This window comes from Desulforhabdus amnigena (genome assembly GCF_027925305.1).
Classification (GTDB): domain Bacteria; phylum Desulfobacterota; class Syntrophobacteria; order Syntrophobacterales; family Syntrophobacteraceae; genus Desulforhabdus; species Desulforhabdus amnigena.
Genome location: NZ_BSDR01000001.1, coordinates 3,283,950 through 3,301,318 on the forward strand (window position 1 = coordinate 3,283,950; position 17,369 = coordinate 3,301,318).

The 17,369-nt window shown below is 53.0% G+C and carries 16 protein-coding genes and 1 pseudogene; 6 read left to right on the plus strand and 11 right to left on the minus strand.

Annotated features, from left to right (window positions below):
* Window positions 1–7: 7 nt before the first annotated feature.
* The 5 genes from cbiQ to QMG16_RS14020 all read right to left on the minus strand — a co-directional run bounded on the left by cbiQ (window position 8) and on the right by QMG16_RS14020 (window position 3,232).
* Window positions 8–970, minus strand: coding sequence for a cobalt ECF transporter T component CbiQ (gene cbiQ / locus QMG16_RS14000; protein ID WP_281795149.1), 963 nt, complete (start codon window positions 968–970; stop codon window positions 8–10).
* Between the two features lie 7 nt (window positions 971–977).
* Window positions 978–1,598, minus strand: a complete 621-nt coding sequence (gene cbiM / locus QMG16_RS14005; protein WP_281795151.1) for a cobalt transporter CbiM — start codon at window positions 1,596–1,598, stop codon at window positions 978–980.
* A 29-nt stretch (window positions 1,599–1,627) separates the two neighbouring features.
* A complete protein-coding gene (locus tag QMG16_RS14010) occupies window positions 1,628–2,005 on the minus strand; it encodes an HI_1622 family ECF transport-associated protein (RefSeq protein WP_281795153.1) in 378 nt (125 codons plus the stop codon).
* A gap of 21 nt (window positions 2,006–2,026) precedes the next feature.
* Window positions 2,027–2,350, minus strand: coding sequence for a hypothetical protein (locus QMG16_RS14015; RefSeq protein ID WP_281795155.1), 324 nt, complete (start codon window positions 2,348–2,350; stop codon window positions 2,027–2,029).
* A gap of 78 nt (window positions 2,351–2,428) precedes the next feature.
* The gene (locus tag QMG16_RS14020) at window positions 2,429–3,232 is read right to left on the minus strand and encodes a DUF4198 domain-containing protein (RefSeq protein WP_281795157.1); all 804 of its coding nucleotides are present in this window, start codon (window positions 3,230–3,232) and stop codon (window positions 2,429–2,431) included.
* Between the two features lie 467 nt (window positions 3,233–3,699).
* Between QMG16_RS14020 and QMG16_RS14025 the strand changes: the two genes are divergently transcribed.
* The 3 genes from QMG16_RS14025 to QMG16_RS14035 all read left to right on the plus strand — a co-directional run bounded on the left by QMG16_RS14025 (window position 3,700) and on the right by QMG16_RS14035 (window position 9,582).
* Window positions 3,700–5,394 (plus strand): ABC transporter ATP-binding protein, encoded by a 1,695-nt coding sequence (locus QMG16_RS14025; RefSeq protein WP_281795159.1) that lies wholly within the window; start codon window positions 3,700–3,702, stop codon window positions 5,392–5,394.
* Window positions 5,395–5,733: 339 nt separating this feature from the next.
* The gene (locus QMG16_RS14030; protein WP_281795161.1) at window positions 5,734–7,764 is read left to right on the plus strand and encodes a TonB-dependent receptor; all 2,031 of its coding nucleotides are present in this window, start codon (window positions 5,734–5,736) and stop codon (window positions 7,762–7,764) included.
* Window positions 7,765–8,025: 261 nt separating this feature from the next.
* On the plus strand, window positions 8,026–9,582 hold the full coding sequence (locus QMG16_RS14035; protein ID WP_281795163.1) for a nucleoside hydrolase: 1,557 nt from the start codon (window positions 8,026–8,028) through the stop codon (window positions 9,580–9,582).
* A gap of 161 nt (window positions 9,583–9,743) precedes the next feature.
* Here the strand turns inward: QMG16_RS14035 and QMG16_RS14040 are convergent, their stop codons facing one another.
* The 6 genes from QMG16_RS14040 to QMG16_RS14065 form a co-directional block, all read right to left on the minus strand.
* Window positions 9,744–10,193, minus strand: a complete 450-nt coding sequence (locus QMG16_RS14040) for a hypothetical protein (RefSeq protein ID WP_281795166.1) — start codon at window positions 10,191–10,193, stop codon at window positions 9,744–9,746.
* An 8-nt stretch (window positions 10,194–10,201) separates the two neighbouring features.
* The gene (gene pyrE / locus QMG16_RS14045; RefSeq protein WP_281795169.1) at window positions 10,202–10,771 is read right to left on the minus strand and encodes an orotate phosphoribosyltransferase; all 570 of its coding nucleotides are present in this window, start codon (window positions 10,769–10,771) and stop codon (window positions 10,202–10,204) included.
* 82 nt (window positions 10,772–10,853) lie between these two features.
* A complete protein-coding gene (locus QMG16_RS14050; protein WP_281795172.1) occupies window positions 10,854–11,498 on the minus strand; it encodes a helix-turn-helix domain-containing protein in 645 nt (214 codons plus the stop codon).
* 64 nt (window positions 11,499–11,562) lie between these two features.
* On the minus strand, window positions 11,563–12,960 hold the full coding sequence (locus QMG16_RS14055; protein ID WP_281795174.1) for a sigma-54-dependent transcriptional regulator: 1,398 nt from the start codon (window positions 12,958–12,960) through the stop codon (window positions 11,563–11,565).
* A gap of 2 nt (window positions 12,961–12,962) precedes the next feature.
* A complete protein-coding gene (locus QMG16_RS14060; protein ID WP_281795177.1) occupies window positions 12,963–14,477 on the minus strand; it encodes a two-component system sensor histidine kinase NtrB in 1,515 nt (504 codons plus the stop codon).
* Window positions 14,474–14,905, minus strand: a complete 432-nt coding sequence (locus QMG16_RS14065) for a hypothetical protein (protein ID WP_281795180.1) — start codon at window positions 14,903–14,905, stop codon at window positions 14,474–14,476. Before QMG16_RS14065 ends, QMG16_RS14060 begins: the two co-directional genes overlap by 4 nt.
* A gap of 502 nt (window positions 14,906–15,407) precedes the next feature.
* Between QMG16_RS14065 and QMG16_RS14070 the strand changes: the two genes are divergently transcribed.
* From QMG16_RS14070 to QMG16_RS14080, 3 genes and pseudogenes are all read left to right on the plus strand, one after another.
* A complete protein-coding gene (locus QMG16_RS14070; protein WP_281795183.1) occupies window positions 15,408–15,827 on the plus strand; it encodes a hypothetical protein in 420 nt (139 codons plus the stop codon).
* 90 nt (window positions 15,828–15,917) lie between these two features.
* Window positions 15,918–16,673: an ATP-binding protein gene (locus QMG16_RS14075; protein ID WP_281795186.1), complete on the plus strand. Its 756-nt coding sequence runs from the start codon at window positions 15,918–15,920 to the stop codon at window positions 16,671–16,673.
* An 88-nt stretch (window positions 16,674–16,761) separates the two neighbouring features.
* Window positions 16,762–17,340 (plus strand): annotated as a pseudogene (locus tag QMG16_RS14080) (IMP cyclohydrolase); the annotation flags it as partial.
* Window positions 17,341–17,369 lie beyond the last annotated feature (29 nt).

The window sequence follows — 17,369 nt, forward strand, 5'->3', positions numbered from 1 at the left end:
TCTCTTGTCACATTAGAAAAAAAGCCGTGAGATCCGGCAAAACGGTGAAGCGATCCGCGACGATCAATGCAAGCCCGGCAGCAAACCAAAAGGCGCCCTTGGCCCAATCCTGCCTTTGTGCGTGAAACTCAAAGTCCCCCACCATAACCCCCGTGTAACCGCGGGCCAGCATGGCCTCATAAACCCGTTGAGTACGCTCGAAGCTTCGCACGAGGAGCATGCCCAGGAAGTTCCCGATGGTGCGCAGGGTTTCCATATCCGTCCTTTTGGTGAAACCCCGCGCGTTCATGCCTTTGTTCATGCGAACCACTTCCTCCTGAAAGACAAAGATGTAGCGATAGGCGAGCATGAGCATCTGGCAGACGGTCCGGGGGACTCGCAGGCCGGCCAGGGCCTGCATGGTGACGGGAAAGGGGGAAGTGGCGAGAAGTGGTTCCACCAGAAGGGCAATGGCGGAGGCTTTCAGGCAGATGAGAAGGGCAAGTGCAAAACCTCTCAAGTTGAGGGGGACCGAAGTCAGTCCGCCTAAAACCAGAAGGGTATCCCCGCTTTTCGTGGAAACGGTAAGGGGCATCATCACCAAAAACATCCCGAGAAAGCCCGCCATGGCGGTAAGCCGCTTCAGGGGATAGCGGAAGGGAATGCGGGCCGTCGCTACGGAGAGCGCTCCCCAGACGATGGCGATGAAAGCCCAGAACGGACGCGTGAGGGAAGCTGCGCAAAACATAAAGAAAAGGAGGGCAACGATCTTGATCCTCGGGTCCCAGCGGTGGAAGGGGGAATCCCCGTGGGCTTGGGAATCAAGGGGAGGGATGCTCCAATCCCTCCCCTTTTCCCCTTCCGGCAAGTCCTTGACGGAGGAGAGGGACTTCAGCAGCCACCTGGAAAGAAACCAAAGCAGGACAAGGCCGGCCAGAACCGGCACAAGGACTGTGGCTGATACCTCGATGACATGAATCGCAGGGGGCATGGGATCATCACCCTGGAGGAGGCAGGGAAAAGGGGGCATTCAGCAGATCGGGTTTGACCTTGTAGAGGAAGGAAACCGCGAAGGCGGAAACGGCGGATTCAATCACAATGACAGGCAGATGCGCATACATGGCGATCTTGGCCACTCCCAGGAAGTCTTCACCTCCCGTCAGGAGAAGGGAAGCCAGGATGAGCACTGCCAGGACCACGCCCATTGCCCCCGCAACGGCCGCCGCAAAAACGTGCCTGGCGAGGGTTGCGCCTCTGAGCATGCGAAAAATCCATCCTGCGATGAGGGCGGGAATTCCCATCATGAAGGCGTTGACCCCAATGGCCGTGATTCCGCCGAATTGAAAGAGCAGGCTCTGGAGGGCGATTCCCAGAGCGATGGAAAGGAATGCGCTGTTTCCCAGGAGAATGCCCACAAGCCCCGGAATCAAGAGGTGAACGCTTGTCGGACCGATGGGCACGTGTATGAGGGAGGCTACGAAGAAGGCCGAAGTCACCACGGCAATTTTGGGCAGATCATCGGGGTTTGTCTTACGAGCGCTCCAGGCGGTAATGGCAAGGCTCACGGCAAACCCTCCCAGCGCGACTGAAGTCGGGACCACGCCATCAGAGATATGCACGGCAAATACCTTTCTTTTTTAGAGCGGCACTAAAGCTCGTTTTCCCTCTTCCGGGCGGCCCGGTTCCGCCTGGCGTGAACATAAAACCCGATTCCCGCCAGTCCAAAAATATAGCCGATTCCTGCAAAAATTTCCTGGAACCCAGGCCGGGCCAGGTCTTCCCTCATGGCAGCGAGTTCCCGCTTGATCTGGCCGTTCTCCCTGGAAATGAGGCCCCGCAGCAGGTCGATCTGCGCCGCCAGTTGCCGACAGTCCGTGGCAGGCACTGCAGCCGGCGGAGCATCTTGATCCTCCAAGGTCGGCTTACCGGCCTGATCCTCCACTGCGGCAAAGCCATTCCCGCTCCATCCCGCCAGGCAGGAGATCAAGACCAACAAAAAGGCGAGCAGGCAGATCCTCCGACGCATCGCGTGATTCCCTGGCATCGTCTATTCTCCCAGTTCGCTCTTTTTCAGCAGGAATGAGTTCTTATGTCCCATGGACGCATTGATCACTATGGTGAGATCATCCTTTTTGGGAATAGGCAGCACGCATTTTCCCTCCTTATCCGTCACCCCTTCGGCCACCTTCTGATTTTGACTGTCCAGGATTTCGATGCGTCCTCCCTCCACCGATTTTCCATCGGGAAAATAGCTTTCGATGTAAATCTTGCCACCTTCAGCATAGGCAAAAACGTTCACTTTGTGAGCGAAGGCAGGTCCAACAAAGAGGAATGAAAGTAAAAAAAATAATATAATTATATATTTAATCATTTTTTGATTCATTGTTCTCTCCATTGAAGAGACTTGTCCTGCGGGGTAGGCTACCGTCTTCGTTTTCCCGTTGTAGAATCAGGGCATGTCGATGGTATGAACCCAGTAGACCGCGCCGATTTCCACCGACTTGGGGACACCGTCTTTCTTGAGCTTCCAGGGCGCGTCACTGAGGGCGGCAAAACCCCACCAGCCGGCTCTCGGCATGGCATAGGTAAACACCCCGTTTCGGTCGGCTTTGACCACCTGGGTGACATAAGGGTCGGACGGGGCCTTGACGACACCCTTGTCTCCCGCGGCTTCATTGAGATATTCGATTTCGACTTCCGCATTGGGCACGGGTTTTCCTTTCAAGAGGACCCGGCCGGTGAAAACGTTCCCGGTCCAGAGCCCATAAGGACGGGTGAGGGGATTGATTTCCGTCTCGAGCCCCACGGGCGTGTCCCAGCCTTCCTCCAGTCCCAGCGCATCCACGCAGACCTTGGTGTAGTGAACGATGAATTTGTCTTCGGCAGGTTCCCAGTAGGGAGCGGGCTCTACAAAGAAAGTGTAGTCTCCGGGCCTCTTGATGGTGTAAGTGGTTTTCCAGAATTCAAAGGTGCGGTCCTGATCGGGGCCTTTTCCCTGAGCGCTCTGCAGCGTATTGAGAAGATCTTCCGTTTTTCCCCTGGCAAGGACTCCGAAGCGTTTCGGCTTTTGCATTTCCATATAATGCATTTCCAGGGGATGGATGAATTTTGCTTCGATCGTGATGGTCTTGGGATCTTCCTGGGTGACGATGTCATCCGAGGGGATGAGCGCTCCAAAATGAGCCCACGCAGGGGAAGCAAGCGCCAGTAGAGCAAAAACACTCAAAGAATACAATGACCGCCTTAGTGACATAGTCTCCTCCTCGAATACAGGTGCAGTTCTTCCATAACACAACGCACGACCAGTAGTGACAGCCGTCACGATGAACACAAGCTCTTCGACCTTCATGGTCATAGTCATGTTGAGGGGCAAAGAAGACACACTCGGTGGTGAATCCAAAAGCACCTTCTGGTGCACCCTTGGATGGGGGAGAGGATGTTGCGACAACCTGGTTGCTCAAATTCTTAGAGCAATAAAAAGAAACTGTCAATGCCCAAATGGATGGGATAGGAATGCCGTCTCAATTGCACTTGACAGGTTCAGGGCAAAATGTTTTCGTGACTTATGCTTAAGGAGTGAGTCGCTCTTGAAATTCCCGTTTATCACGGAGGCACAGAGATCATAGAGGAATTCCAAAATCTTCTCCGTGCCCTCCGTGTCTCCGTGGTGAATAACGAAGCTTGAGAAGTGAACATTCGGCGAGGTGGCGGGAGGGGCATTTGAAAGAACTGTACCTGGATAAGTGTCTGCATATAGACCCAGAGAAGCCGGCAGAACGTGTGCCCGGCCAGGGGGAGCCGGATACGCCTCCCCTCTTTGAAATCCATTCCCTTGAGTACCACTATCCCGATGGACATCCCGCACTGAAGGGGATCGATCTCACCATCCATCGCGGCGACCGCCTTGCTCTCGTAGGACAAAACGGCTCGGGCAAAACGACGCTCATCAAACACTTGAACGGTCTCTACCGCCCCCGAAGCGGAGAGGTGCTCTACAAGGGATCGGCTCTCACCGGCCCTCATCTGCTGGAAGTGCGGCGGCAGGTGGGAATGCTTTTCCAGGACCCCGACGATCAACTCTTTTGCAATACCCTGGACGAAGACGTAGCTTTCGGTCCGAGAAACTGCGGCCTCAGCCGCCGGGAAATGGAAATCTGCGTGGAAAATGCTCTCAGAAAGACGGGGCTCGATCTTCTGCGCTACAAGGCTCCTCACCATTTGAGCTACGGCCAGAAAAAGCGCGCCGCCTTCGCCACTCTTCTTTCCATGGATCCGGAAGTGCTCATTCTGGATGAGCCTACAGCCAATCTCGATCCCAAGCAAGAGCGGTTTTTCGCGGAATTGCTCGGGGAATTTCCCGGCACTCTCATCTGCATCAGCCATGATCTTCCCTTCCTCTACGGGCTCTGTAACCGGGCCGTGGTGCTGGAGAACGGGCAAATCCACCATGACTTCTCCATGCGGGAACTGGTGGCGTATCGAGCCTATCTGAGAGAGCACGGCCTGGATTTTTCCTTCCGTATGAAGTGCTGCCGCAATGACGAGGAGGAATCTCCCGGGGAGCTCCACGTTCATTCCCATGTTCATTCCCCCAACCAATTCCCTTCCCTGTCGCCCGAAGAGAAAGCACCGGTTGGCGGGGATGATCGTTTACCGGACGCTCTCATCCACATGAGCCATTATTCCTATCGGTATCCCGACGGCACCCGGGGGATTCGGGAAATCGCACTCTCCATACTCGAAGGCGAAAGTGTGGCGGTTGTGGGGGAAAACGGCGCCGGCAAATCGACGCTGGTCTCCTGTCTGGCGGGCATCTTGGAGGGAGAAGGCGCCTACTTTTTTGACGGAAATCCCGTTTCCGAAAAGTTCAGAAAAAACCTCTGGCGCCATGTGGGAATAGCGTTTCAAGACCCGGCGGATCAGCTTTTCTGCCCGTCGTGCTTCGAGGAGGTGGCTTTCGGTCCCAAACAATTGCGGCTTCCTTCGGACGAATGGAAGTCCCGGGTGGTGGAGTCCCTGGAACTGGTCCGCCTGTCGGGGTACGAAAACCGGGTGCCCCACCATCTGAGCGCCGGCGAGCGCAAGAGGCTCGCACTGGCTGCGGTTCTTGCCATGCGTCCTCGCGTGCTCATTCTCGATGAGCCCACCGCCAACCTCGATCCCAGCAGCGAAGAGCTCTTTTGCGATATTTTGCGGGCGCTCCCCGTCACCAAGATTCTCATCAGCCATGATATCCACATCATATCCCTTCTCTGCGAAAGGACGATGGTGATGCACCAGGGAAGGCTCATCCGCGACTACCCGACCCCGGCATTCCTGCACGACGACCGCCTCATTTCAGTGAATGGACTGGATTATACGCTCAAAAACGCCTGCTGCAGGGAAATCTTGCGGTTGCAGGAAGAGGCAGGCTGACTCGCCTTTAAAGAAGGGGCAGGTTTTTTCGTAACCTTCTCAAATAGAGGGAAAACTTGCACTAGAATTCATTTGACGCAATAGCATCGAAAAAGGTAATAAATATCGGGCCATGGCGGTACGGCAGGGGCACCATGAAGGTGCGATGGACCATGAAAGCCCGAAGAGCGGAGGCGGTTCCATTTCATCCGGGTCGGAATCCATCCGATCGTCTTTTTGATCATCATCAAGATATGCACAAAACAGGGCCATGAATGCCCCATGCACTGCGTGAACGCGGAGCGGAGGGTTCATGGCCTTTTTTGTCTTATAGTTCTGGTGGGATCAAGGAGGGGATACATGCGCGTATTGGTTCTGTTGCTGTCGATTTGTTCTGTCTTTTTTTCGGGGGAAATTTTTCCGGAATACTTCTGTAGCAATGTGCACGCCGAGGAAATGCCGCTCGAAGTTTCAACTCAGGAAACGAAATCCAATGCATCACAGCAGGAAAAGGCCGGCCACAATGATACATACGGCATGGAAGAGGTCGTCGTTGTGGCACCTCCCGTCATCGAGGGCAATCAAGTCAATCGCCTGGGAAGCCAGGTGACGGTGGTGACCGAACAGCAGATCGAAGATTTGAATGCCCAGGATCTCCCCTCAGCCCTGCGAATGACTCCGGGTGTCGTGATTTCGCACCATAATCCCATCGGAAGCTTCGGCGGAGGCGAAGGCGGAACCATCTTCATACGTGGAATGGGAATATCGAGGCCTGGAGCCGAAATTCAGATCCTCGTCGATGGAGTTCCCAAATTCGTGAGTGTGTGGACCCACCCCCTCATGGATGTCCTCAGTGTGGACGTCATCGAAGAAATGCAGGTCTACAAGGGAGCACAACCCGTTTTGTTCGGAAACATGGCCTTCGGCGCGGTGGATATCACTACAAAAAGAAAGCATGAAGAGGGGTACACCACGAGTGTTGAAGGGGCGGGCGGATCCTTCAATACCTGGGTGGAAGTAGCGGAACATGGCGGCAAGGTCGGCCCGTTGGATTACTACCTCATCCAAAGCTACCGGAGATCGGACGGTCATCGCGACAATGCCGACGGGGAGCTGCAAAACTACTTCGGACACTTCGGTTACCAGCTTTCCAACAACTGGGATGCCGGTATCGTTTTCAACCGGACAGACAATTGGGCCGATGATCCGGGGCCCGTGGACGGTTCTTTCCCCCCCGATGGAAGGTTCGAGACCAACGATTACTTCACAGTGGGGACCCTCTCCAATCATTACGAACGGTCCGAGGGGTATATAAAATTCTATAGTGAAAACGGCCATATAGACTGGATCAACCAGTACAATGAGACAACGGGGAAAAACGATGAAGATACGATCACCGATTATGACAACTATGGTCTGAGAGGCCGCCAGACGCTGCGGCTGTGGGAGGGGGGTGAAATCCTTTTAGGTATGGATCTCGACTTCATCAGCGGCAAGGTCGATATCAGCTCGCCCCCCAATCCCGAGAGCCACTTCGATCGCACGACCTTCCGGCTCTTTTCTCCCTATACGGCAGTCAGCCAGATGTTTGGATCGAAGGAAGGCTTTTATGCCATTCCTTCCGCCGGTGTGCGCTACATCGATCACAGCCAGTTTGCCAGCGAGCCCGGACCGCAGGCGGGCCTCATCGTCGGGTATAAAAATACGGAATTGCATGCCTCCTGCGCCCGTGGCATCAACTATCCAGGGATATTCGCCAAGGCCAACGATGCTCTCTTCCTGCCCGGCAATAACCGGTGGGACGATCTGACCGCGGAACTGGTGGATCACTATGAAGCGGGAATGAGCCATAAAGTGGGAAATATGGCCAAAATGGATCTTACCTTCTTTTACGATGACGGAAAAAACCGCATCGTGGTTGCTCCTCCTCCGCCTTTTCCGCCCACCTGGTCGAATGTCGGCTCCTTTACGAACGAGGGAGTGGAAGCAACCTTTACGGTTTCTCCCCTGAGGGATCTCTCATTTTTCGCCGGCGCGACTTATCTCAACAGCGATCCCGACGACCTTCCCTACGCTCCTGAATGGAGCGCCAGCTTCGGTGCCAATTACCGTTTCCTGAAACATTTTCAGGCAAGCATCGATGCCAGCTATGTCGACAATTACTTCGTGACATCCAGGGCACGCAAAAAAGACACCGTAAACCTGGACAAGGTGGATTCATACTGTCTTCTCAACGCAAAACTCACCTACGATTTCACGCTGCCCTACCGGGATCTGCACGGCCAATTTTTCGTTGCGGGAGAAAATCTGACGGATACGGATTACGAGCAGAAAAAAGGCTATCCCATGCCCGGCATCAGTGGCATGAGTGGCATCAAACTGTGGTTCTAACTTGACATTGTCAGATTTCATATAAACCACGGAGACACAGAAATTTTATTTGGGAGTCTTTGTCCATGCCTTCTGTGGCTCTGTGGTTAATGCGACAATGTCGCATTAACACCCGCTCACAAGTTCTTTAACATTTTGCATGTGGGAATGACGAACAATCGAATGATTTCAACCCCCCTTCAAAGGGGGACTTCAACATATGCCCGGCAGAATGATCACTTCTGCCGGGATATATTAAAAGATGCGATAGGGAGGCTGCATGTGAAAAAGATTTTCATAATTTTCGCCATTTTTCTTACGCTCTTCTGTGGTCCCTCCTGGGCTCACGAAGAGCAGACGCCTGTCATTATCGATACCGACATGGCCCTGGACGATGTCCGGGCCCTAACTATCCTGCTCAATTCACATCATCTCAAGGTGAAGGCCATTGTCACCTCGGATGGAGCGTCGTCCCCCGCAGTGGGCTGCAAGAACCTTCAGCGCATTCTCCGTTTTCTTGGAAAAGAAGATATTCCCCTTGGGGCGGGACGGGTGCTGAACGCTTCGTCCCCACCACCATGGCGGGAGATTTCCGAAGCGATGGGATGGGCTGCCCTCCCGGCAGGCCCTCATTCCGATGACATGCCGTCGCCTCCGGCCGCTGAAAGCGGTTCAGCTGTCAGGCCGGAGATTGCGGGCACAGCTTCAGGAAAACCCTCCTGTCCCACAGCGGTTTCAACCGTCCAGAAGGTGCTTTCCCAAGCCGACGAGGGCATGGGCTATATCTGCATCGGCCCCTTGACGAATCTCGCCGATCTCCTCAGAGAAGACCCCGGAGTGGCAGAGCGGATCAAGAACATCTTCTTTTATGGATCCCTGCCAAACGAATCGAATCCCGACTGGAATGTTCAGCGGGATATGGAATCTGCAAAGGTTGTTCTGGCTTCGGGAATCCCATTCTATGCGTTCCGTTTATCGAACGAAGAGCTTCTCACCTTTGACGGCTCCATGCTGAGCGAGATTCAAAAGCTCGATTCCCCCGCATCCCGGCTGGTTTGTCTCCTGCATCAGAATGAACGGACACAGAAGCTCCTGAAAGAAGCCCACTTCAAAGCATGGGATGAATCCGTCGCTCTCTATCTGGATGAGCCCGGAATCGGAACCTTCGAGAAGGTAGAGGGACAATCCCCCCTTTTTCGCCTTTCAAAATGGGACAAGGAATCCGCCTATTCTCACTACCTGGAAGTCCTTGGCCGATCAAGTGCGGGAAAACTGGAAGAGCGCCTCCCCGTAGTTCTTCAATCCTATCCGACGCAGCCATCCCGGTTCCAGGAAGATCTTCGCCCCTGGGTTCCCAAGATCATTGCGCTGCACGGCATCGAAGAATGGAAGGCCACGGTCCTCACCAATGAGCTTCACCGCCACTTGGGGATTTACTCCATTCTGGGGGCTAAAATGGGAATACAGGCCCGGGAAATCCTCAACGCATCCCTGGACGAATTGACCGTGGAGAGCCATGCGGGACTCAAGCCCCCCCTCAGTTGCCTCAATGACGGCCTTCAGGTTTCCACCGGAGCGAGCCTCGGGAGGGGGACCATCAGGGTCACGGAAAGCGACCCGCCTACGGTGGAAGCAGATTTTAGCAAAGGAGACCGGAAGCTCCGGCTTCGGCTCAAGGAGAGCGTGAAAGAGCGGATAAAGTCGGACATTCAGGGGGCTATTCAGCGCCATGGAAATTTGACTCCGGAGTACTTCAAAGAGGTCAGGAGGCTCTCTTTCGAGTACTGGCTACATATGAAGCGGGGAGAAATCTTCGACCTCGAATGGAACTCCCCTTGATCAGCAAAAAACTATGCCGATGTTCAAGAGCAGATTCAGCCTGATCATATTTCGCAGGTCCAAATCCTCAGGATTGCAGCTGCCCGGTCTATTTCAGAGGTGACACGGCCGGCAAGCCGGCCGTGTTTGCAGGGAAAAGGTTCGTAAAACTATCCAACCCCCTACTTGCCCTCGCCCGCCATTTTCCGGACTTCGAGCTTTACTTTGTCGTAGAAATCTTCTTCGCTCATTTCACCCTTAACGTAGTCGCTCCAGGCACTGAAGTTATTGAAAAAGCAAACGTTGAGCCGGGCTTCTTCGCAAACCCTCTTATAGGTCTTGTTTGCCTGCCTGGCCCGTTCCCGCTTTTCCTTTTCCTTTTTGGCGGGCATAGGGTCCTCTTTTTCGACGACAATATATTTTCCGAATTTCTTCGAGAACTGCTCCATTTCCTGTTTCGCTTTTTCAACCAGCTGAACGTCGTCGATTTTGCCTTCCACGTACTCCTGCCAGGCCTCGAAATTCTCCCATGAGGCAACCTTCAGGCCGCTCTCTTCGCAGGCTTTGCAGTAGACCTTGTTGGCATCGTCGGCACGCTTTTCCTCGTCCGTCTTTCCGTTCGATTGACTCATCTTGCCCCTTACCCCCTATTCTCCCTTCGATATATTTCCATGATTTCGTCCCGCGTCACCAGGGACTCCACCAAAGGCACTTCTTTCAAAATGTTTTCTCTTCCGTTCATTTCCTGTCGATCCACCAGCACCACCACCTTAACGACCTCGAGCCCGGCTTGGCGGCAGGCGGCTATGGCCTGGAGGGTAGAACCTCCCGTCGTGATCACATCGTCCACAACAGCCACCCGGTCCCCCTGGTTCACCTTCCCTTCGATGAGGCTCACAATCCCGTGATCTTTCTGCTTTTTCCTTACCACAAAAGACTGAATGGGCTGCTTCTTCAGCCAGGAGGTGTAGGCCACCGCGTTGGCGATGGCATCCGCTCCAAGAGTCAATCCCCCTATGGCTGCGATCCTCAAATCCTTTACGGCCTCAAAAACCATGTTGCCGATGAGATACTGCCCCTCGGGATCAAGCGTCACACGCTTACAATTGAAGTAAAATTGACTCATCCCCCCCGAAACCAGCTTGAACGAAGGCGTCTCGGAAAAGCGGAAGGCGTATTTCAGTATCAGTTCTTCTAAACGTTCTTTCATATTTCAAAATCCTCAAAATCCATGGCCATGAGCCATCTCAACTATAGCCCATCAGCCATGAGCCGTCAGCCGCACCCTCTCCTCAACTCCAGGTCATCATTCTCATGAGCTTGGACCAGAAACTTTCCTTTTGCTGAACCTCATTGAGTTTCTGAACATAACGCTCCTTTTCCTCTTTGAGCTTGTTTGACCAGTGCTCCTTTTCCAGGGCAAAATATTTTTCCAGCTCTTCACGCTCCAGAGCAATCCTTTTCTCTGTTTCTTTTTCCATCACAGCCCATTTTTCCCGCAGGATTCTTTCAAGGGTTTCAATTTCCTTCGCGTAAAGCTCTTTCTGATGCTCCAGCTCATTCTGTAGATTTTGAATATCCATCTCTCTCTGGGCCAGAAGGAGTTCCTTCTGTCGCAATTCATATTCCAATTGCTTGTTTTCTCTAACAAAATCCCATCTATCCCGGATTTCTCGGCTCAGGTTCGACAGGTGATCGAGGATGGGCTCAATGAGGCCTCCCTGGGGATGGGCCGAAGGCGCAGGGGAATTGTTCGACAAAATCTCTTTCTCCCCGGCTTTCCTTTCCGTATCCAGAAACTTTTTTAGTTCGGATTCCGTCACCCGAATATCTTCGCCGATTCTCTCTGCGGTCAGCCTGCCGGAATCGATATGGCCCTGAACCTCACTCTCACTGACCCCAAGAATGCGAGCAATATCCTTTATCGAAAAATGCATCCTTCACTCCAGGCTTATGGATTTCAGGCAGTGAACCACTCTTGAAATCCCCGTTTTCTTCCCATCAGCCGCCTCTGAAGTCCTCGGACCGTATGCCGTATTTACGCATGAGCTGCTGCAGGGCCTGCCGTTCCAGTCCGCAAATTCGCGCCGCTTGGCTGACATTTCCTTCCGTGTGGGAAAGCAGATTTCCGATATATCGCGCATGAAACCGCTGCAAAAGCTCTTCCTTGGCATTCCGGTAATTGAGATTCTTGACGGAATCTTCCACCAGGCACTTTTTTTCCTTCAGAAGATCGGGCACGCCAATGTCGTCCGGACGAATTTCATTTCCAGGGGCAAACAGGATACCCCGGATAATGATGTTTTCCAGCTCGCGGACATTCCCTTCCCAGGGAGCCTGAAGGAAATAGTGCATGAGTTCCGCAGAAACTCTTTTTCGTGGCCGTTTGAGCTCCTCGCAGTGCTTTTCCAGCAGGTGGCTGACCAGATGAGGAATATCTTCACGGCGTTCCCGCAAGGGGGGCAGTACAATGGGCAACACGTTGAGGCGGTAATATAGATCTTCCCTGAATTCGCCGGTCTTGATCTTTGCGGGCAGGTCCCGATTGGTGGAAGCAATCACACGGACATCCACCTGCACGGATTTGGTGTCTCCAAGAGGCTTGATTTCCTTCTGCTGGAGGACGCGCAACAGTTTCGTCTGGATGGTTGTACTGATGTCCCCGATTTCATCCAGAAAAATGGTTCCCCGGTGCGCCTCCTGAAAAAGCCCGATCTTGTTCTGCGTAGCATGAGTGAAGGCACCTTTCCTGTACCCGAAGAGCTCGCTTTCCAGAATATTTTCAGGAACCGTGGGACAATTCACGGCAACAAAGGCGCGATCCCGCCGATCGCTCAGCGCATGGATGGCTCTCGATACCAGGTCTTTGCCCGTACCCGATTCACCCGTCACGAGAACGGTCAGGTCCGTTTTCGCCACCATTTGAATGGCTTCGTAAACTCGCTGCATCTTGGCGCTTCGCCCGACCAAATTCTGAAACGCGTCGTGAAGCTGCACATGGCGCTGCAGTTTGAGGTTTTCCCTAAGGAGACGGCTGCGTTCCAGGGCTTTCCCCAGATTCAGCACCAGCGCGTCATGATCGAAAGGCTTGGTGATAAAATCGTAGGCTCCGCTCTTTATGGCTTCCACCGCCAGTTCGATGCAGCCGTGGGCAGTCATCATCACCACGGTGAGCCAGGGATGCTTCCGGCGAAGCTGAAAAAGAAGCTCCATCCCGTCCATGCCGGGCATCTTCATGTCGATCAGCGCCAGGTCCGCCGGTTCCTGTTCGAGAAGGCGCAAGGCATCCTCTCCGGAATGAGCCGTTTTCACTTCACAGTTCAGTGCCGGTTCGAGACTCCGCTTGAGGAGTTGAAGCATATCCGGTGCATCGTCCACAACCAGAATAATTTCTTTCATCACTATTTCGAATTCGTACTTTCCAGGATCACGGGCAAGACCACCGTGAAGGTGGACCCCTTCCCCACTTCGCTCTCCACCAGGATTTCGCCGCCATGGTCCTTGACAATGCCATAGCTCACGGAAAGCCCCAACCCCGTTCCTTCCCCGGTTCCCTTCGTGGTGAAGAAAGGATCGAAAATGCGCGACAAATATTGAGGTTCTATTCCGGTGCCGGTATCCGTGAAATTGACAAAAACCATATGATGGGCCTCGTCAAAATGGGTCGCCACCCGCAGACTCCCGTTTTTGCCCATGGACTGTTTGGCATTCATGACAAGATTCATGAAAACCTGCTTGATTTTTTCCGCATCCAGAATCATGGGTGGAACGAGGGGATCGAGTTCCGCCTGAATCGTGACCCCGTCCACCTCAAAATGGTGCCGGACCACACTCAGAACCTCTTCCACCACCTGATTGACATGTGAAACATCTTTGTTTGTCCGTGCGCTGCGCGAAAAACTCAGGAGGTCGCCAACGATGTTTTTACAGGTTCGAGCGTGCTTTTCTATGATCTTGAGATCTTCAAACCTTTCGGTATCGCTCTCTTCGTTGCGCAGCAACAATTGAGTATAACCCAGTATCAGGCTCAGGGGATTATTGATTTCGTGGGCGATTCCGGCAGCAAGCTGGCCGACGGAAGCGAGTTTGTCCGCTTGAAGGAGCTGCTTCTGCATGGCTTTTCTCTGGGAAATGTCCTTGACCAGAAAATGGAGGGTTTCTCCTTTCTCATCCGGATGCATTTCGAGGGACGCGCTCAGAAGAGCGCTGAAGCGTGTTCCGTCACGGCGCTTCAGTTCCACTTCCATGGACATTGTATACCCTTGGGAGTGCAGGGTATTTTGCAAAGCATCCCAATCCTCGGGTTCATGGAAAAAATCCTGAAAAAAAACCTTTTCGTTTTCAATTTTTTCCGGGGGAAGATTCAGCATCTCCGCTCCCGCCGGATTGAGGCTCAAAACGGCTCCATCCCCTCCCGCCACGAGTATCATGTCTTTCGAGACTTCAAAAATCCTCCGATACTTGCGTTCCGAAAAAGCCAGTTCGCGGGTCCGCTCCTCCACAAGATTCTCCAGGTTGCGGTTCATGAAGAGAATCTTTGCATGAGCCTCCTGCAAAATCTGTTTGTCTCCAAGGATCTGCTGATAGACCTTCCAGGTCCGCTCGAAAAAGAGCGTTATGGAAGCAACAATGATGAAAGTGATACTGTTGATGGACCCGCTGTATGGCTGGAGAAGTTCCCAGACATTTTCATACCCCGCCGTGATCAGGACCCGTTTGACAATATGGCCCACCGACCGGGAAATGGCAAAAGCGGCCAGGCTGTAGCAGAACCAGAGAAGATAGATCCATATGACATTGTTGGTATCCTGTGCTCTGAGGCGTCTCGCCAGGCGCACACAGAGAAAGGAAAAGAAAATCATGAGGCTGGACCCGGCCAGGTCCACGACCCAGATGGGATAAAGGGGAAGACTCATGACGGTATTTCCTCTTTCCCGGCTTCTTTTGCATGCTTGAGGAGTTCACGCAATCCCACATAAAGAAAGACTGCAGCGGGAACACTCAGGAGGTGATCCATTTTTACAAGGTAGTATAAAAAGGCCAGTCCTCCGGATTCCTCCACAATTTGGATGCGGCCCCTCCAATCTCCAACGTTGATCATCTCAAACAGGTCGTTTCGCCCGTCCAGATAATGCACAATCATTGCATCCGCATTCCAGAGCATGAAAAAAAAGGCAGCGTACTGGACAAAGCGCCATCCCTTTTCCTGGACCAGCCTTCTTTCACGCAGCCAGTAAATGAGGATCGCCATGGAAAACATGAAGAAGAAATGAGCAATCTGATGGACATAGAGCCCCTCCGGGCCGCCATGCACTTGAGTGGCCCCGGCATTGTCGACCGGCATCAGTGCACACACAAGTATGCAAATGCAAATATGGCAGGCAAATGATTTGAAATATCTTCTAAAGCGGGGTCCGATCTCTAACCTATTCCTCATTCCGTTCTCCGGTGGGAAACCCAAAATTCCCTTCATCCCCCCTTACGTAAGGAGAAATTTTATAAGAGAGCTTCTCAAATCAATTCTTTTCTCAGCAATTCTCATTTTGAAAAACCTTCACCCCCTACCCCCCTCGAGGGGGAATTTTTAGGATAAAATCCCCCTTTGAAGGGGGATCAAGGGGGATGTCGGAAATGCCAATATCATGAGAAACATCCAAAATGAGAATCGCTGATTCTTTTCTTGATAGGACTTTATAAAACTTTAATGTTATGTTATCAACATTCTTTTAATTTATGTCCATGATCCATCACACTGCAGTCTCGGGGGCCATTCGAGATGGATCGACCGGCAGCAAGTTCGGCCTGACGAAAGAGTCTGGAATTCAAAGACGAAAAGAGAAAAAGGCATGAACCAGCTCATGCGTCGCATCAGCGTTTGTTTTGCTGCAGGCTGTGTGGGAGCCCTGGTCAATACCTGGCTGGTGTGTTATCTGGGCCGTAAAGGAATTCCTCAGCTCGTGGACGTCAAGATCACGCCCAAATGGAGCCTGAGCTTCCTCTATCCCCGTCTCGTGTGGGGGGGGCTCTGGGGAATCCTTTTTGCCGCGCCCATCTGGAGGGGTGGATTCTGGACAGGGGTATTCAGTCGAGGCATTCTTTTCAGCTTTTTCCCCACAATGTTTCAGCTCCTGTATGCTTTTCCTTTTTTGCAGCATGAGGGCATGTTCGGGCTGACTCTGGGGAGGCTTACCCCCGTGTTTGTTTGTCTTTATAATGCCGTATGGGGTTTCTGTGCGGCATTTTGGCTCTACCTTGCCAGGGACTGATGGAGAGAAGTCTGTCCATGGGTTGAATCTGGTCGGGCGGCACCTTTGCCCGGGGTGGACATAAGGTCATTTTTTGATGGAGGTTTTTTCGTGGGTTATACTGTTGCTTTGGGCGGAAAAGGCGGCACCGGCAAGACAACTCTCGCCGGGCTTTTGATTCGTTACATGATCAGGCATGGCATGAAACCCGTTCTTGCCATCGATGCTGATGCCAATTCAAATCTCAATGACGTTTTGGGGGTAAAATTGGAAGGGACCCTCTCGGACGCCCGTGAAGAGATGAAAACGAGTGTCCCCACCGGCATGACCAAAGATATCTTCATGGAAATGAAAATGGAACAATGCATGATCGAAGGGGACGGATTCGATCTCATCGCCATGGGGCGCCCTGAAGGTCCGGGCTGCTACTGCGCGGCCAACAATCTTTTGAGTAACCTCATTGACCGTTTGATAAAAAACTACGACTACCTCGTAGTGGACAACGAGGCGGGGATGGAACACTTCAGCCGTCTGACCCAGAAAGATGTGGACCTGTTGCTCCTCGTTTCGGATCCCAGCCGCCGCGGTCTTACGGCAGCCTGCCGCATTGCGGAACTGGTGCGAAGTCTTCCCATTCGTGTGGAAAAAACCATCCTGGTCGTAAACCAGATGCAAAACGACGCCGGATCGTGGCCTGAGGATGTTCTGGAAACTTTCGGTGAAAACCACATCGCCCTCTTGCCCGCCGATCCTCTTCTGGCTCAATTCGATAGGGAAGGCAAGCCGACGAGTCTTCTTCCCGATGATGCTTCCATCGTAAAAGCAACGGATGCTCTTTTTGCCCGATTACTTTCCAAAGACAAATAAACAACACGGCCAAGGGTGAATCCCCGGCTGCATTTCATGACGGTGCAATCGGTTCTCATCCGGCCGCGCATCTTTATGGAGGTGAAATATGTTCAAAATTCGTCGCGCACTCATGAGCGTTACCGATAAAGCCGGTTTGGTGGAATTTGCTCAGGGGCTCCAGAGCATGAATGTCCACATGCTTTCCACCGGCGGCACCGCTCGCCTGCTCCGCGACAACGGAATTCCCATCACGGAAGTTTCAGACCATACCGGTTTTCCCGAAATGCTGGACGGCCGGGTGAAGACGCTGCACCCCAAAATTCACGGGGGTATTCTCGGCATCCGGGAAAATGAGACTCACGTCAAAACTATGGCAGCCCACGGCATCGAACCCATCGACATGGTGGTCGTGAACCTTTATGCCTTCGCCAAGACCATTGCCCGCCCCGGATGCACCCTGGAAGAGGCCATCGAAAATATCGACATCGGCGGCCCCACGCTCATTCGGGCTGCCGCCAAGAACTCCCGGTATGTGGCCGTGGTAACCGACCCGCAAGATTACCCGGTCATTCTCGAGGAGATGAAACGCACGGGAGGCTCGGTATCCCGCGAGACCAGTCTCAAACTGGCTTGCAAGGCCTTCTGCCTGACGCACGAATACGATGGAAACATCTGTGAATACCTGCAGGACGTGACCCGCAAGAAATCCTGAAC

Excerpts from the sequence above, each read along its gene's own strand:
- QMG16_RS14050 (WP_281795172.1), bottom strand. The coding sequence starts at position 11,498 with ATGCATTTTTCGATAAAGGATATTGCTCGCATTCTTGGGGTCAGTGAG.
- QMG16_RS14030 (WP_281795161.1), top strand. The coding sequence starts at position 5,734 with ATGCGCGTATTGGTTCTGTTGCTGTCGATTTGTTCTGTCTTTTTTTCG.
- QMG16_RS14070 (WP_281795183.1), top strand. The coding sequence starts at position 15,408 with ATGAACCAGCTCATGCGTCGCATCAGCGTTTGTTTTGCTGCAGGCTGT.
- QMG16_RS14020 (WP_281795157.1), bottom strand. The coding sequence starts at position 3,232 with ATGTCACTAAGGCGGTCATTGTATTCTTTGAGTGTTTTTGCTCTACTG.
- QMG16_RS14065 (WP_281795180.1), bottom strand. The coding sequence starts at position 14,905 with ATGCCGGTCGACAATGCCGGGGCCACTCAAGTGCATGGCGGCCCGGAG.
- QMG16_RS14055 (WP_281795174.1), bottom strand. The coding sequence starts at position 12,960 with ATGAAAGAAATTATTCTGGTTGTGGACGATGCACCGGATATGCTTCAA.
- QMG16_RS14060 (WP_281795177.1), bottom strand. The coding sequence starts at position 14,477 with ATGAGTCTTCCCCTTTATCCCATCTGGGTCGTGGACCTGGCCGGGTCC.
- pyrE (WP_281795169.1), bottom strand. The coding sequence starts at position 10,771 with ATGAAAGAACGTTTAGAAGAACTGATACTGAAATACGCCTTCCGCTTT.
- QMG16_RS14015 (WP_281795155.1), bottom strand. The coding sequence starts at position 2,350 with ATGATTAAATATATAATTATATTATTTTTTTTACTTTCATTCCTCTTT.
- QMG16_RS14040 (WP_281795166.1), bottom strand. The coding sequence starts at position 10,193 with ATGAGTCAATCGAACGGAAAGACGGACGAGGAAAAGCGTGCCGACGAT.
- cbiQ (WP_281795149.1), bottom strand. The coding sequence starts at position 970 with ATGCCCCCTGCGATTCATGTCATCGAGGTATCAGCCACAGTCCTTGTG.
- QMG16_RS14010 (WP_281795153.1), bottom strand. The coding sequence starts at position 2,005 with ATGCGTCGGAGGATCTGCCTGCTCGCCTTTTTGTTGGTCTTGATCTCC.